The organism is Streptomyces sp. NPDC058880 (genome assembly GCF_042742535.1).
Classification (GTDB): domain Bacteria; phylum Actinomycetota; class Actinomycetes; order Streptomycetales; family Streptomycetaceae; genus Streptomyces.
In genome coordinates, this window is sequence record NZ_JBHYMC010000025.1 from 23,127 (window position 1) to 38,751 (window position 15,625).

Below are 15,625 nucleotides of genomic sequence, written 5' to 3' on the forward strand. Positions count from 1 at the left end.
CGGTCATGGCCGGTGTATGGCACGGATGTTACGCGTTCGTTGTCCTCGTGTCGGGTCGCGCCGGGGGTGGGTCAACCTTTCGGAGGCGGCAGCCCGTTGGGCCATCTGCTTTGTCATGGCCACGTTTGCGGGGTTCCCGTCATCCCCGCAACGCACCACCTCAGAGGAGAACCCGTCACATGCCAGTGATGCGTCACAGGCGCCGGAAGATCGCCGGTATCACCACGGTCGCGGTCCTGGCGCTGGGCGCCGCCGCACTGCCCGCTTCGGCCGTCGGCGGCGCGCGGGGCGTGGTCCAGAACGCGGGGGCTCCCGGGACCGTGCCCAACAGCTACATCGTGACCCTGAAGGACACCGCGCCCCGCTCGACCAGTGTCCGGGGCAAACTCGTCGCCAAGAAGTACGGCGCGAAGATCGACCGGACCTACAGCGCGGCCCTCAACGGCTACTCCGTCAAGGTCTCCCAGGCGCAGGCCGAGAAGCTCGCCGCCGACCCGGCCGTCCAGTCGGTCGTGCAGAACCGCACCTTCAGCGTCAGCAGCACGCAGCCGAGCCCGCCGTCCTGGGGCCTGGACCGCGTCGACCAGCGGGCCCTCCCGCTGAACCGGAGCTACGGCTACCCGGACGCCGCGGGCGAGGGCGTCACCGCGTACGTCATCGACACCGGAGTCCGCATCACCCACCAGGACTTCGGCGGTCGCGCCTCCTACGGCTACGACGCCATCGACAACGACAACACCGCCCAGGACGGCCACGGCCACGGCACGCACGTCGCCGGCACCGTCGCCGGATCGGCCCACGGCGTGGCCAAGAAGGCCAAGATCGTCGGCGTCCGCGTCCTCGACAACAACGGCTTCGGCACGACCGCCCAGGTCGTCGCGGGCATCGACTGGGTGACCCGCAACGCCGTCAAGCCCGCCGTCGCCAACATGTCGCTCGGCGGCGGCGCGGACACCGCGCTGGACACGGCCGTCCGCAACTCCATAGCCTCCGGCATCACCTACGCCGTGGCCGCGGGCAACGAGTCCGCCAACGCCTCCACCAAGTCACCGGCACGCGTCGCCGAGGCCATCACCGTCGGCGCCACCACCAGCTCCGACGCCAGGGCGAGCTACTCCAACTACGGTCCTGCCCTGGACCTCTTCGCGCCGGGCTCCGCCATCACCTCCGCGTGGAGCACGAGCGACTACGCGACCAACACCATCAACGGGACTTCGATGGCCACGCCGCACGTCGCGGGTGCGGCCGCCGTCTACCTCTCGCAGAACCCGGCCAGCACCCCGGCGCAGGTGGCCACGGCGCTGATCGGCTCCGCCACCTCGAACACGGTGAGCGGGCCCGGCACCGGTTCGCCGAACCGCCTGCTCCACGTCACCGCCCTGGGCCCCGTCCCGCCGGGCAAGCGGTTCGAGAACACCGCCGACCACGCGATCAACGACAACGCCACCGTCGAGTCCCCGATCACCGTCAGCGGTGTCGTCGGCAGCGCCCCGACGACGCTGAAGGTCCCGATCGACATCAAGCACACGTACATCGGCGACCTGAAGGTGGATCTGGTCGCGCCGGACGGCACCGTCTACACCCTGCACAACCGCACCAACGGGGGCGCCGTCAACATCATCAGGACCTTCACCGTGAACGCCTCCTCCGAGACGGCGCCGAACGGCACGTGGAAGCTCCGGGTGAACGACAACGCCACCGGCGACACCGGGAAGATCGACTCCTGGGCCCTCCAGTTCTGAGGAGCCCGGTCGGCGGTGCGTGAGCCGTAGGGGAACAGCGGGGGCGACCGATGGACGGTCGCCCCCGCTGCGTACTATTCGCGCATCCGTTCGCGCCCGCCGCGGTGCCTCCTGGCACCCCGCGATGCCCTCTGCCACCTGCGATGGAGTCCGACCCCTTGAGCATCCCGCCGAGTCCTCCTCCCGGATCGGGCCACTCCTGGCCCCCGCCGTCGCCGCAGCAGGGGTGGGGATGGGGGCCGCCGCTCGGCCAGGGGCAGCAGCCGCCGTCGCTCAACGGGTTCGCGCTCGCCTCGCTGCTCGCCGGACTGCTGTGCTTTCCGCCGCTCGGCATCGCCTTCGGCATCGCGGCGCTGGTGCAGATCGCGAGGAAGGGGGACACGGGCAGGGCCCTGGCGATCACGGGGCTCGTGGTCTCCGTCGTGATGACCGGTGTGATGGTGTTCGCCCTCGGCCGGCTGGTGGAGACGGTCCCCGGCCGGCTGGACAGGCCGACCGGCTACGACGAGGTCGAGGGCGAACTGAGGGACATCGACGACCTGAAGGCGGGCGACTGCTTCAACGTCCCCGGCGGGGACCTGTTCGACGAGCGGCCCCTCACGTACGCGGTCGACTGCTCCCGCGTGCACCACGGCGAGGTCACCGCGTCGATGACGGTGGGCACCGCGGACGCACCCGGCTCGGCGGGGGCCGACCGGGCGTCGGAGGACGCCTGCTGGAAGGCCCAGGACCAGTACGCGATGGACACCTGGGCGCTGCCCGAGTTCGCGGAGATGTTCTACTTCGCGCCGTCGCGTGCGTCGTGGCGCCAGGGGGACCGGCGCCTGATCTGTGTGATCGGTACGGCGGAGGAGGAGTGGAGCGGCAGCCTGCGGCGGGACGCGGGCATGCTCCGGCCGGAGCAGGCGGCCTTCCTGCGGGCGGCCAACGGCGTGGAGTTCGTCATGAGCAGGCCGCCCGAAGAGGACGTCGAGGACGCGCTCCACCGCTACGGGGCGTGGGCCCGCGAGATGGATGCGGTGCTGGGCGAGGAGGCGAAGGTCCTCCAGCAGGACGCGACCCGGCCGGGGCTGGAGAAGATCGTGCCGGTGCAGCTCAAGGAGATCGAAGTGGCCCGCGCGGCCTGGCAGGGCGCCTCCCGGGCGAAGACGGCGGCGGAGTTCGACCGGCTGTGGGACCGGGCGATGGCCGCGATGTCCCTGGAGACGGAGCGGGCGCTGCGCGGTGCGTACGGACTGTCGACCCAGATCCCGCGGTGGCTGGAGGAGGACCAGCAGAGCACACAGGACCCGGAGGGCGGGCCCGGCCGGGCGCCCTCGTCGGAGGCGGTGTGACGCTGCCGGGGTAACGCGCGGTAACGGGTTTGAGTGACCTGGCTTCATCACTTCGGGTGAAACCCTGGCCCTTGCTTGCGGTCCACAACCATCGGTTGCCAGGCTGTTGCTGTCTGTCAACCTGATGGGAGTGCCAGTGACTTTCGGTGAGCAGCCGGCCTATCTGCGCGTGGCCGGGGATCTTCGGCGGCAGATCGTCGACGGCTCTCTGCCCCCGCACGCCCGGCTTCCCTCCCAGGCCCGCATCCGCGAGGAGTACGGGGTCTCCGACACCGTGGCCCTGGAGGCGCGCAAGGTCCTCATGGCGGAGGGGCTCGTCGAGGGCCGGTCCGGGTCTGGTACGTACGTGCGCGAGCAGCCGGTGCCGCGGCGGGTGGCCCGCTCCGGCTACCGCGCGGGCGGTGCCTCGACGCCGTTCCGCCAGGAGCAGGCCGACTCCGGCGCGCGGGGGACGTGGGAGTCGAGCAGCGAACAGGCGGACGCGCCCGCGGAGATCGCGAAGCGGCTCGGCATCGAGCCCGGCGAGCGGGTGATGCGGACGCGGTACGTCTTCCGGGACGCGGGCGAGGTGATGATGCTCTCGACCTCCTGGGAGCCCCTCGCGGTGACCGGACGGACCCCGGTGATGCTGCCTGAGGAGGGACCGTTGGGCGGCTCCGGGGTGGTCGATCGGATGGCCGCGATCGATGTCGTCGTCGACAACGTGGTGGAGGACGTCGGTGCGCGGCCGGGGCTGGCCGAGGAGCTCAGCCTGCTCGGCGGGGTGCCGGGGCACGTGGTGCTGGTGATCGGCCGCACCTACTTCGCCTCCGGCCGTGCCGTGGAGACGGCTGACGTGGTCGTCCCGGCGGACCGCTACCGCCTCTCCTACCACCTGCCGGTGCGCTGAGGGCGCTCCCGTGGTCCCCCTGGCCCGCGCGGCGGCGGTTGCGGCTCCTCGCCCCGCTGTCGGGCCGCCCGCATCCGCCCCGTAGGGGCGTGCCGCTCCGCCCCGCCACGCACCCACTTGCCCGATGCCGCCCGGGCCGTGCGCCGATCCGCCCGGGGGTGGCGGGGCGGGCCCCGGGGCGCCGCGCGGGTCGGGCCGGAGAGCCCTTGTGTCCCCTGTGGCGCTGAGCCGCTCCTGATCCGGGCCCGCCGGGCCCCGCGGCCGCCTCGCCGGAGCCGGCGAGGCGGCGGGTTTCGGCGCGATGATGATCGCCCCCGGCCGCCCCGAACTGTGCCTTCCGCGGGCCTGTGGGGCGGCCGCGGCGTTCCCGGCGGCACTCCTGCGGCGGCCGGAACCGGGCCGCTTCCCGGGCCTCCAGGCCGCCCGGGCACCCCGTCCCCCCGAAGCTACCTGCGGGTATACCGGTCCGTAGGAAGGTCGGGGCGCGCGGTCGCGCGCCCCGGTGCCGCGCGTGCGCCCGTTCGGGCCGGCGTACGGGGCGCACTCGTACGCGTGGCCGGATGCGTACGCCTGCAAGGTATCTCTTCGTGAAAAACCGTATCCGCTCCGTAAAGGTCGGGCGTAAGGTCGGGCATATGCGCAATGCGGTTTCCCGGGCAGATACGTCGACGGAAGGTGAAACGCGATGAACGACAGCGGTGCACTGCTTCCGTGGCTGGTCATACGTCAGGACGACAACGGCAACCGCTACCGGGTGGGGCAGTACGCCACCCGGGCCGAGGCCCAGAAGGTCGCCGACAGTCTCGACGACCGAGGACACAAGCAGCTCTACTGGGTCGAGCGGATCGGTCAGACCGCCACGATGAACTGAGCTGGGCGGCGCCTCGCGGCGCTGGCATAGGCTCCGCCCATGACTGTACGCGTGGTCGTGGGCGGAGCCCTTTGTCATGACGGGCGCCTGCTCGCCGCCCGTCGCAGCGCACCGCCGGAGCTCGCCGGACGCTGGGAGCTGCCGGGCGGGAAGGCCGAAGCGGGTGAGACCGTCCCCGAGGCGCTGGTGCGCGAACTGCGTGAGGAGCTCGGCGTGGAGACCGAGCCGCTGGAGCGTATCCCGGGGGAGTGGCCGCTGAAACCCGGGCTGGTCCTGCACGTGTGGACGGCCCGGCTGCTCTCGGGGGTACCGGCGCCGCTGGAGGACCACGACGAACTGCGCTGGCTGGGACCGGAGGAGCTGGAGTCGGTGGACTGGCTGGACCAGGACCGTCCGGCGGTCGCCGAGGCCGGCCGCCGGCTGCGCGCGGGCGGCGCCGGGGCCGGTGGCGGGGGCGTCTGAGGCTCACGGCTGGGCCGTATGCGCCACAGTGCGCCGGTGGGTTCGGGATCGAGTGGTACGACGCCCCGAATATCGGGTATGTCGCTATTAATCCCTATCTCGTCCTCCTTTCGTTCCCGACGAACCGGACTGGGGTCGCTGCTGGCCCGGGAAGTGATCGGCGTGATCGACACAGACGGTGAGTGTGCCGAGTGGGCCTTCCCCGCCGAGCCCGGCGCCGTCCGCACCGCCCGCCACGCCGTGCGCGGCACCCTGCACGAGTGGGGTCTCGAAGCGGTCGGTGACGTGACCGTCCTGCTGGTCAGCGAGCTGGTGACCAACTCCCTGCGCTACGCCTCCGGCCCCATCGGCGTCCGGCTGGTATGGCGGAATCCGGCCGCCGGAGATGCCGCGGACACGCCGTCGGGCGGTCCCGCGCTGCTGGTGGAGATCTCCGATCCGCTTCCGGATCCGCCCCGCGAGCGGGTGGCGGACTCGGAGGACGAGGGGGGGCGCGGACTGCACCTCGTGGCCGTCTCCTCCCAGCGCTGGGGGACGCGTCACGGCAAAACGGGGAAGACCGTGTGGTTCGAGTTGGCTCTTCCTGGTGAGTAACAAGGTGAGCGGTGGCGGGAGACCCCTCGCGGCATCTTCCGGCGGTGGCCGGGAAGGGGTCGGGGGAGATCGCGCGACATGGCTTGAAATCATCGAGACCGTGCTGTGATCGTGAACGCCGTGCCGTCCGGGGGCGTGGTGCTGAATACTGCCGTCATGGCCGGTCCGGTTGCGGTGAGCTGGAGGGGACGGTCGCGTGAGCGAAATACCTGCGCAGGCACATCAGGCCAACGTGCCGCGCGAGACATGGCACGACGCCCTGTGGCACAGCAGTCCGCCTGGCTCGATATATGACTACATAAAGGTCGCGTCGTTCTCGATCGGGCCCGACGGGTTCATCGACCAGTGGAGCCTGCGCGCCGAGGAGCTCTTCGGCCTGACGGCCGCCCAGACCGTGGGGCGCGACCCGGTCGACGCCTTCATGCCCGCCGAGTTGCGCCCGGACGCCCACCGCAAGGTCGCCGAGATCCTCGACGGCAAGGAGTGGACCGGCCTGATCCCCTTCCGGATCCCGGGCGGGAACGGCGCGCACGGCGTGGCCGAGATCTATGTGATGCCCACCCAGACCGAAACCGCGGAACGGGCCGCACTGTGCGTCGTCGTCGACGTACGCGCGCTGCGCCGGATCGAATCCGACCTCGCCGCGTCACAGGCCATATTCGGCCAATCTCCTTTCGGTTTCCTGCTCTTCGGTACGGACCTCACCGTGCAGCGGGCCAACCGGCGCTTCGCCACCGTTTTCGGCGGCACCGCCGAGACGCACCGCGGCCGCACCGTGCACGACTACCTGCCCGCGCACGAGGCGGACCGGATGGCGGAGGCCCTGCGCAGGGTGCTGGACACCGGCGACGCGGTCACCGACCTGCGGATCACCGGATCCACCCCGCGCAGCCGGGAGAACCGCCACTGGTCCATCAACCTCTACCGCGTGCACGGCGGCAGTGGCCGCCCCATCGGTGTCGCCGGCATCGGCACCGACGTCACCCGCCGCCACCTCGCCGCCCGCGAGGCCGCCGGGGTCCGGCGCAATCTCGCCCTCCTCAACGAGGCCGGGCACCGCATCGGCAACTCCCTGGACCTGGAGACCACCGCCCGGGAACTCCTCGACGTCACCGTCCCGGGCTTCTGCGACCTGGCCGCCGTCGACCTCTACCAGGGGCTCCTGCTCGGCGACGACGACCGTCCCGCTCGCCCCCAGGGGCCGGGCGTGCCCAGCCTGCCCGGCCAGGGACCGGCCCGCACGCCGTCCGCCGCGCTGCGCCGGGTGGCCTTCGCCTCCGCCGTGTCGGACGCACCGCTGTCCGGTCCCGGCGCCCTGGTCGCCGTCGGCGACATCCACCGCTATCCGGCCGCCTCGCCGGGGGCGCTCGCCCTGCGCACGGCGAGGCCGCGGCTGATCGAGGGCGGCGGGCCGGAAGACCTCGTGCAGTCCACCCTGGTGGTGCCGATGGTCGCCCACGACACGGTGGTCGGACTCGCCCAGTTCTCCCGTACGAAGGGCAGCGAGCCCTTCGGCGAACGGGACCGGGCGGTGGCCGTGGAACTGGCCGCCCGGGCCGCGGTGTGCATCGACAACGCGCGGCTGTACCGGCGTGAGCACGAGCGGGCGCTGATCCTGCAGCGCAGCCTGCTGCCCCCCGGCGACCCGGCGGCGGCAGGCCTGGACATTGCCTGCCGCTACCTGCCGGGCAACGCGGCCACCGAGGTCGGCGGCGACTGGTTCGACGTCATCGAACTGCCCGGCCACCGCACGGCGCTGGTCGTCGGCGACGTCATGGGCCGGGGACTGCGGGCCGCCGTGGCCATGGGCGAACTGCGCACCGCCGTGCGGACCCTGGCACTGCTCGACCTCGAACCGGCGGAGGTGCTGACCGCCCTCGACGAGATCGCGCGCGGGCTCGGCGCACCCGGCGGCTCCCAGCAGGCCTCCCGCGCGGCCCTGCACTCCCGCGACTCCGACCGCTCGGAGGTGTACCTCGCCACCTGCGTGTACGCGGTCTACGACCCGGTGACGCGGCGCTGCACCATCGCCAACGCCGGCCACATGCCGCCGGTCCTGGTGTCGCCGAACCGGCCCGGCCCGTACGAGGAGCGCGAGCCCATGCCGGCCCTGCTGCTGGAGGTGCCGCCCGGGCTGCCGCTCGGGGTGGGCGGCGAGCCGTTTGAGGAGGTCGAGGTCGATCTCCCCGAGGGCGCCCTGCTCGCCCTCTACACCGACGGGCTCGTGGAGTCCAGGGACCATCCCCTGGAGGAGGGTCTGCGCGGCCTGCGCGCCGCGCTCGCCGACCCGGTCCGCCCCCTGGAGGACGTCTGCGACCACGTGCTCAACACCCTCGACACCCGGCACGGCGAGGACGACATCGCCCTGCTGATGGCCCGGGTGCAGGGACTGCCTGTGGACGCCGTCGGGGACTGGCAGCTGCCGCGCGAGGCGCGTTCGGTGGGCCGGGCGCGGGAACTGGCCCGGGCCAAGCTGCCGGCGTGGGGTCTGGAGGACCTGCTGGACACCACCGAGCTGCTGGTCAGCGAACTCGTCACCAACGCCCTGCGCTACGGCGAGGGCGAGATCCGGCTCAGGCTGCTGCTCGACCGGACGCTGGTGTGCGAGGTGTGGGACGCGAACCTGGTCCAGCCGAGGCGCCGGCGCGCCCGCGACACTGACGAGGGGGGCCGGGGCCTGCAACTGGTGGGCATGCTGTCCGCCGGGTGGGGCACCCGGCGGACCCACCGCGGCAAGACCGTGTGGTTCGAGCTGCCGCTGCCGGGAGCGGCGGAGGAGGCCGCCGGGGAGCTCTCGGCAGAACAGCTCCTCGACCTGTACGGCTGACCCACCGACAGGCCGGCCGGGGGACGCCGCACCGCGGCAGCCCCCGGCCGGGTGCGGATCCGGTACGGCCTAGGCGGCGCCCTGCTTGAGGGCGGCCAGACGGGCCTCGATCTCGCTCCGTCGGCCCAGGTCGTCCAGCGATTCGAACTGTGCGTCCAGGGAGGACGCGGCCAGCTCCTGCCGGCCCAGGGCCAGCGCCTCCTCCCGTCGCACCTTCTCCTCGAAGCGGCCCAGGTCGCTCGTGGGGTCCATCACGTCGATGCTCTTCACCGCGTCCAGCATCGTGTTCTGCGCCTCGGCGGTGCGGGCCCGGGCCACCAGCTCGTCCCGCTTCGCCTGGAGCTCCGTCAACTTGTTCCGCATCGACTCCAGGCCAGACTTGAGCTGGTCGACCACCTCCGTCTGCGCGGCGATCGTCGGCTCGGCCGTCTGCGCCTCCTTCTCCGACTGCAACTGCCGCCCCAGCGCCACCTTCGCCAGGTTGTCGAACCGGTCGGCCTCGGCCGCGGCCCCCGACGCTCTGAGCTCGTCCGCCTTCCGGCTCGCGGCCAGGGCCTTGGAGCCCCACTCCGCGGCCGCGTCCACGTCCTCCCTGTGGTCCGCCTCCAGCATCCGCAGGTTGCCGATCGTCGTCGCGACCGCCTGGTCCGCCTCCGAGATGTTGTTGCCGTAGTCCCGGATCAGCTGGTCCAGCATCTTCTGCGGGTCCTCCGCCTGGTCCAGCAGCGCGTTGATGTTGGCCTTGGCGAGCTGGGTGACCCGGCCGAGGATCGTCTGCTTGGTCATGAGGGGCCTTTCCTGGTGGGGGATGGTCTGTCCGGTACGGGACCCGCGCGCGGGCGGTTCAGAAGCGGCCGCCACCGCCCATGCGGCCCCGGGTGCCGCCGCCGCCGAAGGAGCCCGGGCCGCCGCCGAAACCGCCGGAGCCCCCGCCGCCGCCTCCGAATCCGCCGAATCCGCCACCCCCGCGGCCGCCCCGCAGGATCTCGCCGAGGATGATCCCGCCCAGTACGGCGCCGCCCTGCCCGCCGCCGCGCCGGCCCGCGTACGGGTCCCGGTACGCCTGCACGTCCTGCTCCGCCAACCGCTGCGCCTGCCGTGCGAGCGCGTCCGCCTGCCGGGCCTCCGCCAGCGCCTCCGACGGGTCGCCCGCCTCCAGCGCTGCGGCCCGCTCCAGGTGCCGGCCCGCCTCCGCCAGCCGCGTGCGGGCCTGGCTGCCCACCGCGCCCCGGCTGGTGGTGAGGTAGTCCGTCGCCGCGCCGATCGCGCTGCGCGCCGCGAGCATGGCCTGGTCGAGCAGGGCCGCGGCCCGCCGCCGGCCCGACTCCCGCTCCCGGGCCCCGGCGAGCGCCTCGTCCAGGGCCTCGTCGGCCTCCTCCACCCGGCGCAGGGCGTCGATCGGGTCGTAGCGGCCGGCCGCCTCCTCCTGCCGCACGTCGGCCACCACGGCTTCGGCCCGGCCGATGCGCCCGCGCAGGTCCGCCGTCGGGGTGCCCTCCGCGGTGCCGGTCAGCAGCCCCCGGGCGTCCGCGAGGTCGGTCTCCGTTTCGGTCAGTGCACCCGGCAGCTTCCCGGCCGCCTCCGCCAGCTCCTGCGCCCGCCGTTCGACCGCGTCCATCAGGGTCGCCGCCTGGCCCACCGCACCTTCGGCGGACCGTACGTGCACGGCCGCCGTGCCGTTCTCGCCCGCGTCGACGGCCGCGTGCGCCAGGCCCAGGTTGGTCGCCGCGAACAGCAGCCGGTCCCTGGCCTGCTCGGGGTTGGAGGCGACGGGCGCGGAAGCGGAGTCCGCGTACCGCCGGGCCAGCGCGGTCAGGGTCGCCTCGGCGGTGGTGGTGCGCCCGGTCAGCTCCAGGTAGCGCTCCTCCACGGCCGCCAGGGCCCGCGGGGCGTTCTTCTCCAGGTCCCGCAGCCGGTCGAAGTCCGCCGCCTGGGCATCGAGCCGCCGGTTCGCCTCGGTGCAGCGGGCGAGGATCTCGTCCAGCATCCGGCGCCGGGTCGCGTCGTCCTCCGGATAGGCGTCGTCGAGCTGCTGGCGCAGCCGGAAGGCGTGCGTCAGCTCCCCCTTGGCGTACTCCACGGCCGCGGTGAACGGGGCGGCCGCCTCCTCGCCGAACTGCGCCGTGGCGAAGCCGAGTTCTTCGGTGCTGGTGCGGACCGCGTCGTCCGTCTCCACCAGCAGGGACTTCGCCCGGCCGTCCAGCTCCGGCAGTGGGAGGCGGTCCGGCGCGCCCTCGGGCCAGCCCGGACCGGTCGTCGTACCGCGGCCGCCGGCCGCGGCGTCCTTGCGCCTGCGGCGGGTGTACGCGTACACGCCGAGCGCCCCGGCCGCACCGACCGCGACCACCGGGAGCACATAGTCCCCGGCGCCGCTCCCGCCGCCGGCCCCGCCGCCGGGGTCGGGCGGGCCGGGGGTGATGGTCGGCGCCGGTACGGGCTGCCCGCCGAGGACCGCGTCGTAGCCGTTCGCCGCGCCGATCGCCGCGCCCGCCCAGTCGTTCTGCCGCAGGGCCGGCTCGATCGCGGTCCGTGCCACCTCCGCCAGCTGCCGCTCGGTGAATCCGGAGTCGACATCGGCCGAATAGGCGTACTGGCGGTCCCCGGTGGCCACCGCCAGCAGGACGTCGTCCCGGCCGAGGCCGTTGCGCTGCGCGGTGGCGTCCGCCCAGCTCTGCGCGGAGCGTCCGGAGAAGTCCCGCACGTACACCACGAAGAGCTGGATCCTCCGGTCGGCGTAGAGCTCGTCGAGGGCGGCGGTGACGGCGGGCTTGCGGTCGCCGAGCGCGCCGACGCGGTCGGTGGTCTGCCCCTGCCGTTCCAGGGCGACGGGGTCCTCGGCACGTACGGCGGGAGCCTGCGCGATGCCCCAGCCGCCGAGCGCCAGCAGCCCGGCGGCCAGGGCGAGCCCGGCCCGTGCGACGGCTCTGCTGCGCGGGGCGCTTCTCGGCAGGATCACATTTGGGAGGGTATGAGCGGGCCACCGGGCCCGCATCCGGAGCAAGGGGCAGTGACCCGGCGCAGGAGCCGTCGTTGGCAGGCCATGAAGAAGATCATGACGGCGACCCTGCTCGCCGCAGCCGCCCTCGGCCTCGCCGCGCCCGCCCACGCCGACAACGACTCCAACTTCGGGGGCGGGGTGAACGCGGCCAACAACTGGAACTTCACCGCGGCCGCGGTCTGCCTCCAGGAGGTGGCCGTGGTCCCGGTCATGGGCGACTGGGTGGGCGACCACGCCAACCACTGCTCCAACGGCAACGTCACCGACCACTCCGGCCGCTGACCGGGCGGTGTCCGGGATCCTCCCGCGAGAGGATCCCGGCCGCTCTCAGCCCTTCCGGCGTCCGATCCTGCTGCCGAGCCAGACCAGCGGATCGTACGTGCGGTCCACCGCCCGCTCCTTCAGCGGGATCAGCGCGTTGTCGGTGATCCTGATGCCCTCGGGGCAGACCTCGGTACAGCACTTGGTGATGTTGCACAGACCGAGCCCGTGCTCCTCCTGGGCGGTCCGCCTGCGGTCGAGTCCCGCGTCCGAGGCCGCGTCCAGGGGGTGCATGTCCAGCTCCGCCACCCGCATCAGGAAGCGCGGACCGGCGAAGGCGGGCTTGTTCTCCTCGTGGTCACGGACCACGTGACAGGTGTCCTGGCACAGGAAGCACTCGATGCACTTGCGGAACTCCTGTGAGCGCTCCACGTCGATCTGCTGCATCCGGTACGCACCCGGGGCGACCCCCTCCGGCGGCATGAAGGCCGGTACCTCCCGGGCCTTGCGGTAGTTGAAGGACACGTCGGTGACCAGGTCGCGGACGATCGGGAAGGCGCGCAGCGGGGTGATCGTGATCGTCTCGGTCCGCTCGAAGGTCGACATGCGCGTCATGCACATCAGCCGCGGCCGGCCGTTGACCTCCGCGCTGCACGAGCCGCACTTGCCCGCCTTGCAGTTCCAGCGCACCGCCAGGTCGGCCGCCTGGGTGGCCTGGAGCCGGTGCACGATGTCCAAGACCACCTCCCCGTCGTGCACCTCGACCATGAAGTCCCTGAGGGATCCGCCCTCCGCGTCGCCCCGCCAGATCCGGAAGCTCGCGTCGTACGTGCTCATCCGTACAGCTCCTCTTCGGCGAGGTACTTGGCCAGCTCTTCCTTGTCGAACAGGGCGAGCAGATCGGGGCGGATGGCCTCGGTGCGGGTCCGGACCAGCTCGATCCGGTCGGCCGCCGGGTCCGCCGGTACGGGGTCCACCGGCCGGCACAGCAGGTTCACCGGGCGCCAGGCCCGCTCCATCGCCGGGCAGTCCTCGCGGGTGTGCCCGCCCCGGCTCTCGGTGCGCTCCAGGGCCGCGCGGGCCACGCACTCGCTGACCAGCAGCATGTTCCGCAGGTCCAGGGCGAGGTGCCAGCCGGGGTTGAACTGCCGATGGCCCTCGACGCCGGCCCGCGAGGCCCGCACGCGCAGGGCCGCGAGCCGCTCCAGGGCCTCGGCCATCTCGCCCTCCCGGCGGATGATGCCGACCAGGTCGTTCATGGTCGTCTGGAGTTCCTGGTGCAGGCTGTACGGGTTCTCCGCGTCCTCGGCGGCGTGGAAGGGAGCCAGCGCCTCCGCGGCCGCCGCGTCGATCGCGGTTGGGGAGACGGCCGGGCGCCCCGGGCGCGAGGCCGCGTACCCGGCGGCGTGCAGCCCGGCCCGCCGCCCGAAGACCAGCAGGTCGGACAGGGAGTTCCCGCCGAGCCGGTTCGAGCCGTGCATCCCGCCCGCGACCTCACCGGCTGCGAACAGCCCGGGCACCCCGACGGTGGCCGCGGTCTCGGAGTCGACCGCGATGCCGCCCATCACGTAGTGGCAGGTGGGGCCGACCTCCATCGGCTCGGCGGTGATGTCCACGTCCGCCAGCTCCTTGAACTGGTGGTACATGGACGGCAGCCGCCGCCTGATCCGTTCGGCCGGCATGCGCGTGGACACGTCGAGGAACACCCCGCCGTGCGGGGAGCCCCGGCCGGCCTTCACCTCCGCGTTGATGGCCCGCGCCACCTCGTCGCGGGGCAGCAGCTCGGGCGGACGCCGGTGGTGGTCCGGGTCGTCGTACCAGCGGTCGCCCTCCTCCTCGGACTCGGCGTACTTCTCCTTGAAGACGTCGGGGACGTAGTCGAACATGAACCGCCGGCCCTCGGAGTTGCGCAGCACCCCGCCGTCTCCGCGGACCGATTCGGTGACGAGGATGCCCTTCACGGAGGGCGGCCAGACCATGCCCGTCGGGTGGAACTGCACGAACTCCATGTTCAGCAGGGGCGCACCCGCCAGCAGGGCCAGCGCGTGGCCGTCGCCGGTGTACTCCCAGGAGTTGGAGGTCGTCTTGAAGGACTTTCCGATGCCGCCCGTGGCCAGGACCACGGCCGGGGCCTCCAGCACGAAGAAGCGTCCGGACTCGCGCTCGTAGCAGAAGGCCCCCGAGACCCTCGGCCCGTCCTTGAGGACCCTGGTGACCGTGCACTCCTGGAAGACCTTGAGCCGGGCCTCGTGGTCCCCGTACTCCTTGAAGTCCTGCTGCTGGAGGGCGACGGTCTTCTGCTGGAGGGTGCGGATCAGCTCCAGGCCCGTGCGGTCGCCGACGTGCGCGAGACGCGGGTACTCGTGGCCGCCGAAGTTGCGCTGGGAGATCCTCCCGTCGGGTGTGCGGTCGAAGAGCGCGCCCCAGGTCTCCAGCTCCCAGACCCGGTCCGGGGCCTCCTTCGCGTGCAGTTCCGCCATCCGCCACTGGTTGAGGAACTTGCCCCCGCGCATGGTGTCGCGGAAGTGCACCTGCCAGTTGTCGCCCTCGTTGACGTTGCCCATCGAGGCGGCGATCCCGCCCTCGGCCATCACCGTGTGGGCCTTGCCGAAGAGGGACTTGCAGATCACGGCCGTCCGGGCGCCGCGCTCGCGGGCCTCGATCGCGGCCCGCAGCCCGGCACCGCCGGCGCCGACCACGACCACGTCCCACTGCTGCCGTTCCACTTGAGCCATCAGAAGATCCTCGGGTCGGTGAAGGCGCCGCTGGCCAGCAGGTACACGTAGACGTCGCACAGGGCCACGCTGATCAGGGAGGCCCAGGCCAGCTGCATGTGGCGGGAGTTGAGCCGGCTGATCCAGCCCCAGAGGCGGTAGCGCACCGGGTGCTTCGAGAAGTGCCTGAGCCGGCCGCCCATGATGTGCCGGCAGGAGTGGCAGGACAGCGTGTAGGCCCAGATCAGCCCGATGTTGACCAGGAACAGCAGGGTCCCGAGGCCCATGTGGCCCCACTGGTAGTGCTCGTCGCGGAAGGTCAGCGCGGTGTCGTAGGTGAGGATGCCCGCCACCGGTACCGCCGCGTAGAAGAAGTACCGGTGGGCGTTCTGGAGGATCAGCGGGAAGCGGGTCTCACCGGTGTACCGCGTGTGCGGCTCGGCCACGGCGCAGGCGGGCGGGGAGGCCCAGAAGCCCCGGTAGTAGGCCTTGCGGTAGTAGTAGCAGGTCAGCCGGAAGCCGAGCGGGAAGACCAGGATCAGCAGCGCGGGGGACAGGCCCCACCAGCTGCCGAGCAGGTCCCAGTTGGGGCCGCCGCGCATCTCCACGCAGTTCTCCGCCAGGCACGGGGAGTAGAAGGGGGAGACGTAGGGGGCCGCGTAGTAGTCGGTGTTGGCGAAGGCCCGCCAGGTCGAGTAGACGATGAAGGCGAGCAGCCCGGCCGCGGTGCCGGCGGGGGCGAGCCACCACCGGTCGGTCCGCAGGTGCCGGGCCGTGATCGCGGCCCGTGAGGCGTCGTGGACGCCGCCGGGCCGCTGCTGGGGTCGTTCCGTGCCTGTGGCCAAGGAGGGCTCCGGTACGAGTGATGAGGGGACGCCCCTGTCCGGTCCCGCCTCGGGGCGGCCGGACCGGACAGGGGAGCGGGCGGACGGT

13 protein-coding genes are annotated in these 15,625 nt (G+C 72.7%); 8 read left to right on the plus strand and 5 right to left on the minus strand.

The window, feature by feature from the left end:
* Positions 1–179 precede the first annotated feature (179 nt).
* The 7 genes from ACFW2G_RS16780 (at position 180) to ACFW2G_RS16810 (ending at position 8,719) form a co-directional block, all read left to right on the plus strand.
* Entirely contained in the window at positions 180–1,742 is a 1,563-nt protein-coding gene (locus tag ACFW2G_RS16780; protein ID WP_037919472.1) for a S8 family peptidase, read from the plus strand.
* Between the two features lie 158 nt (positions 1,743–1,900).
* On the plus strand, positions 1,901–3,076 hold the full coding sequence (locus ACFW2G_RS16785; protein WP_384452980.1) for a DUF4190 domain-containing protein: 1,176 nt from the start codon (positions 1,901–1,903) through the stop codon (positions 3,074–3,076).
* Positions 3,077–3,212: 136 nt separating this feature from the next.
* The gene (locus tag ACFW2G_RS16790) at positions 3,213–3,965 is read left to right on the plus strand and encodes a GntR family transcriptional regulator (protein ID WP_037919476.1); all 753 of its coding nucleotides are present in this window, start codon (positions 3,213–3,215) and stop codon (positions 3,963–3,965) included.
* 685 nt (positions 3,966–4,650) lie between these two features.
* Positions 4,651–4,836, plus strand: a complete 186-nt coding sequence (locus ACFW2G_RS16795; RefSeq protein WP_384452977.1) for an SPOR domain-containing protein — start codon at positions 4,651–4,653, stop codon at positions 4,834–4,836.
* A 39-nt stretch (positions 4,837–4,875) separates the two neighbouring features.
* Positions 4,876–5,298, plus strand: coding sequence for a (deoxy)nucleoside triphosphate pyrophosphohydrolase (locus ACFW2G_RS16800; protein WP_037919477.1), 423 nt, complete (start codon positions 4,876–4,878; stop codon positions 5,296–5,298).
* Between the two features lie 153 nt (positions 5,299–5,451).
* Positions 5,452–5,892 carry an ATP-binding protein gene (locus ACFW2G_RS16805; protein ID WP_384452973.1) on the plus strand — a complete coding sequence of 147 codons (441 nt, stop codon included), beginning with the start codon at positions 5,452–5,454 and terminating at the stop codon, positions 5,890–5,892.
* 196 nt (positions 5,893–6,088) lie between these two features.
* A complete protein-coding gene (locus ACFW2G_RS16810) occupies positions 6,089–8,719 on the plus strand; it encodes a SpoIIE family protein phosphatase (RefSeq protein ID WP_370466474.1) in 2,631 nt (876 codons plus the stop codon).
* 69 nt (positions 8,720–8,788) lie between these two features.
* On the opposite strand, the gene ACFW2G_RS16815 is transcribed toward ACFW2G_RS16810, so the two are convergent.
* Positions 8,789–9,505 carry a PspA/IM30 family protein gene (locus ACFW2G_RS16815; RefSeq protein WP_384582998.1) on the minus strand — a complete coding sequence of 239 codons (717 nt, stop codon included), beginning with the start codon at positions 9,503–9,505 and terminating at the stop codon, positions 8,789–8,791.
* Positions 9,506–9,563: 58 nt separating this feature from the next.
* Positions 9,564–11,675 (minus strand): TPM domain-containing protein, encoded by a 2,112-nt coding sequence (locus ACFW2G_RS16820; RefSeq protein WP_384583001.1) that lies wholly within the window; start codon positions 11,673–11,675, stop codon positions 9,564–9,566.
* Between the two features lie 84 nt (positions 11,676–11,759).
* Here ACFW2G_RS16820 and ACFW2G_RS16825 point away from each other — a divergent pair, with 84 nt between their 5' ends.
* A complete protein-coding gene (locus ACFW2G_RS16825; RefSeq protein ID WP_384453039.1) occupies positions 11,760–11,999 on the plus strand; it encodes a hypothetical protein in 240 nt (79 codons plus the stop codon).
* 45 nt (positions 12,000–12,044) lie between these two features.
* On the opposite strand, the gene ACFW2G_RS16830 is transcribed toward ACFW2G_RS16825, so the two are convergent.
* The 3 genes from ACFW2G_RS16830 to ACFW2G_RS16840 are packed head-to-tail and all read right to left on the minus strand — an operon-like array spanning position 12,045 to position 15,537.
* Complete coding sequence (locus ACFW2G_RS16830; protein ID WP_384583004.1) at positions 12,045–12,815, minus strand: succinate dehydrogenase/fumarate reductase iron-sulfur subunit; 771 nt, start codon at positions 12,813–12,815, stop codon at positions 12,045–12,047.
* On the minus strand, positions 12,812–14,713 hold the full coding sequence (locus tag ACFW2G_RS16835; RefSeq protein WP_037919487.1) for a fumarate reductase/succinate dehydrogenase flavoprotein subunit: 1,902 nt from the start codon (positions 14,711–14,713) through the stop codon (positions 12,812–12,814). Before ACFW2G_RS16835 ends, ACFW2G_RS16830 begins: the two co-directional genes overlap by 4 nt.
* Positions 14,713–15,537, minus strand: a complete 825-nt coding sequence (locus ACFW2G_RS16840; RefSeq protein WP_384583007.1) for a hypothetical protein — start codon at positions 15,535–15,537, stop codon at positions 14,713–14,715. The genes ACFW2G_RS16835 and ACFW2G_RS16840 overlap by 1 nt, the downstream gene beginning before the upstream one ends.
* Between the last annotated feature and the right edge of the window lie 88 nt (positions 15,538–15,625).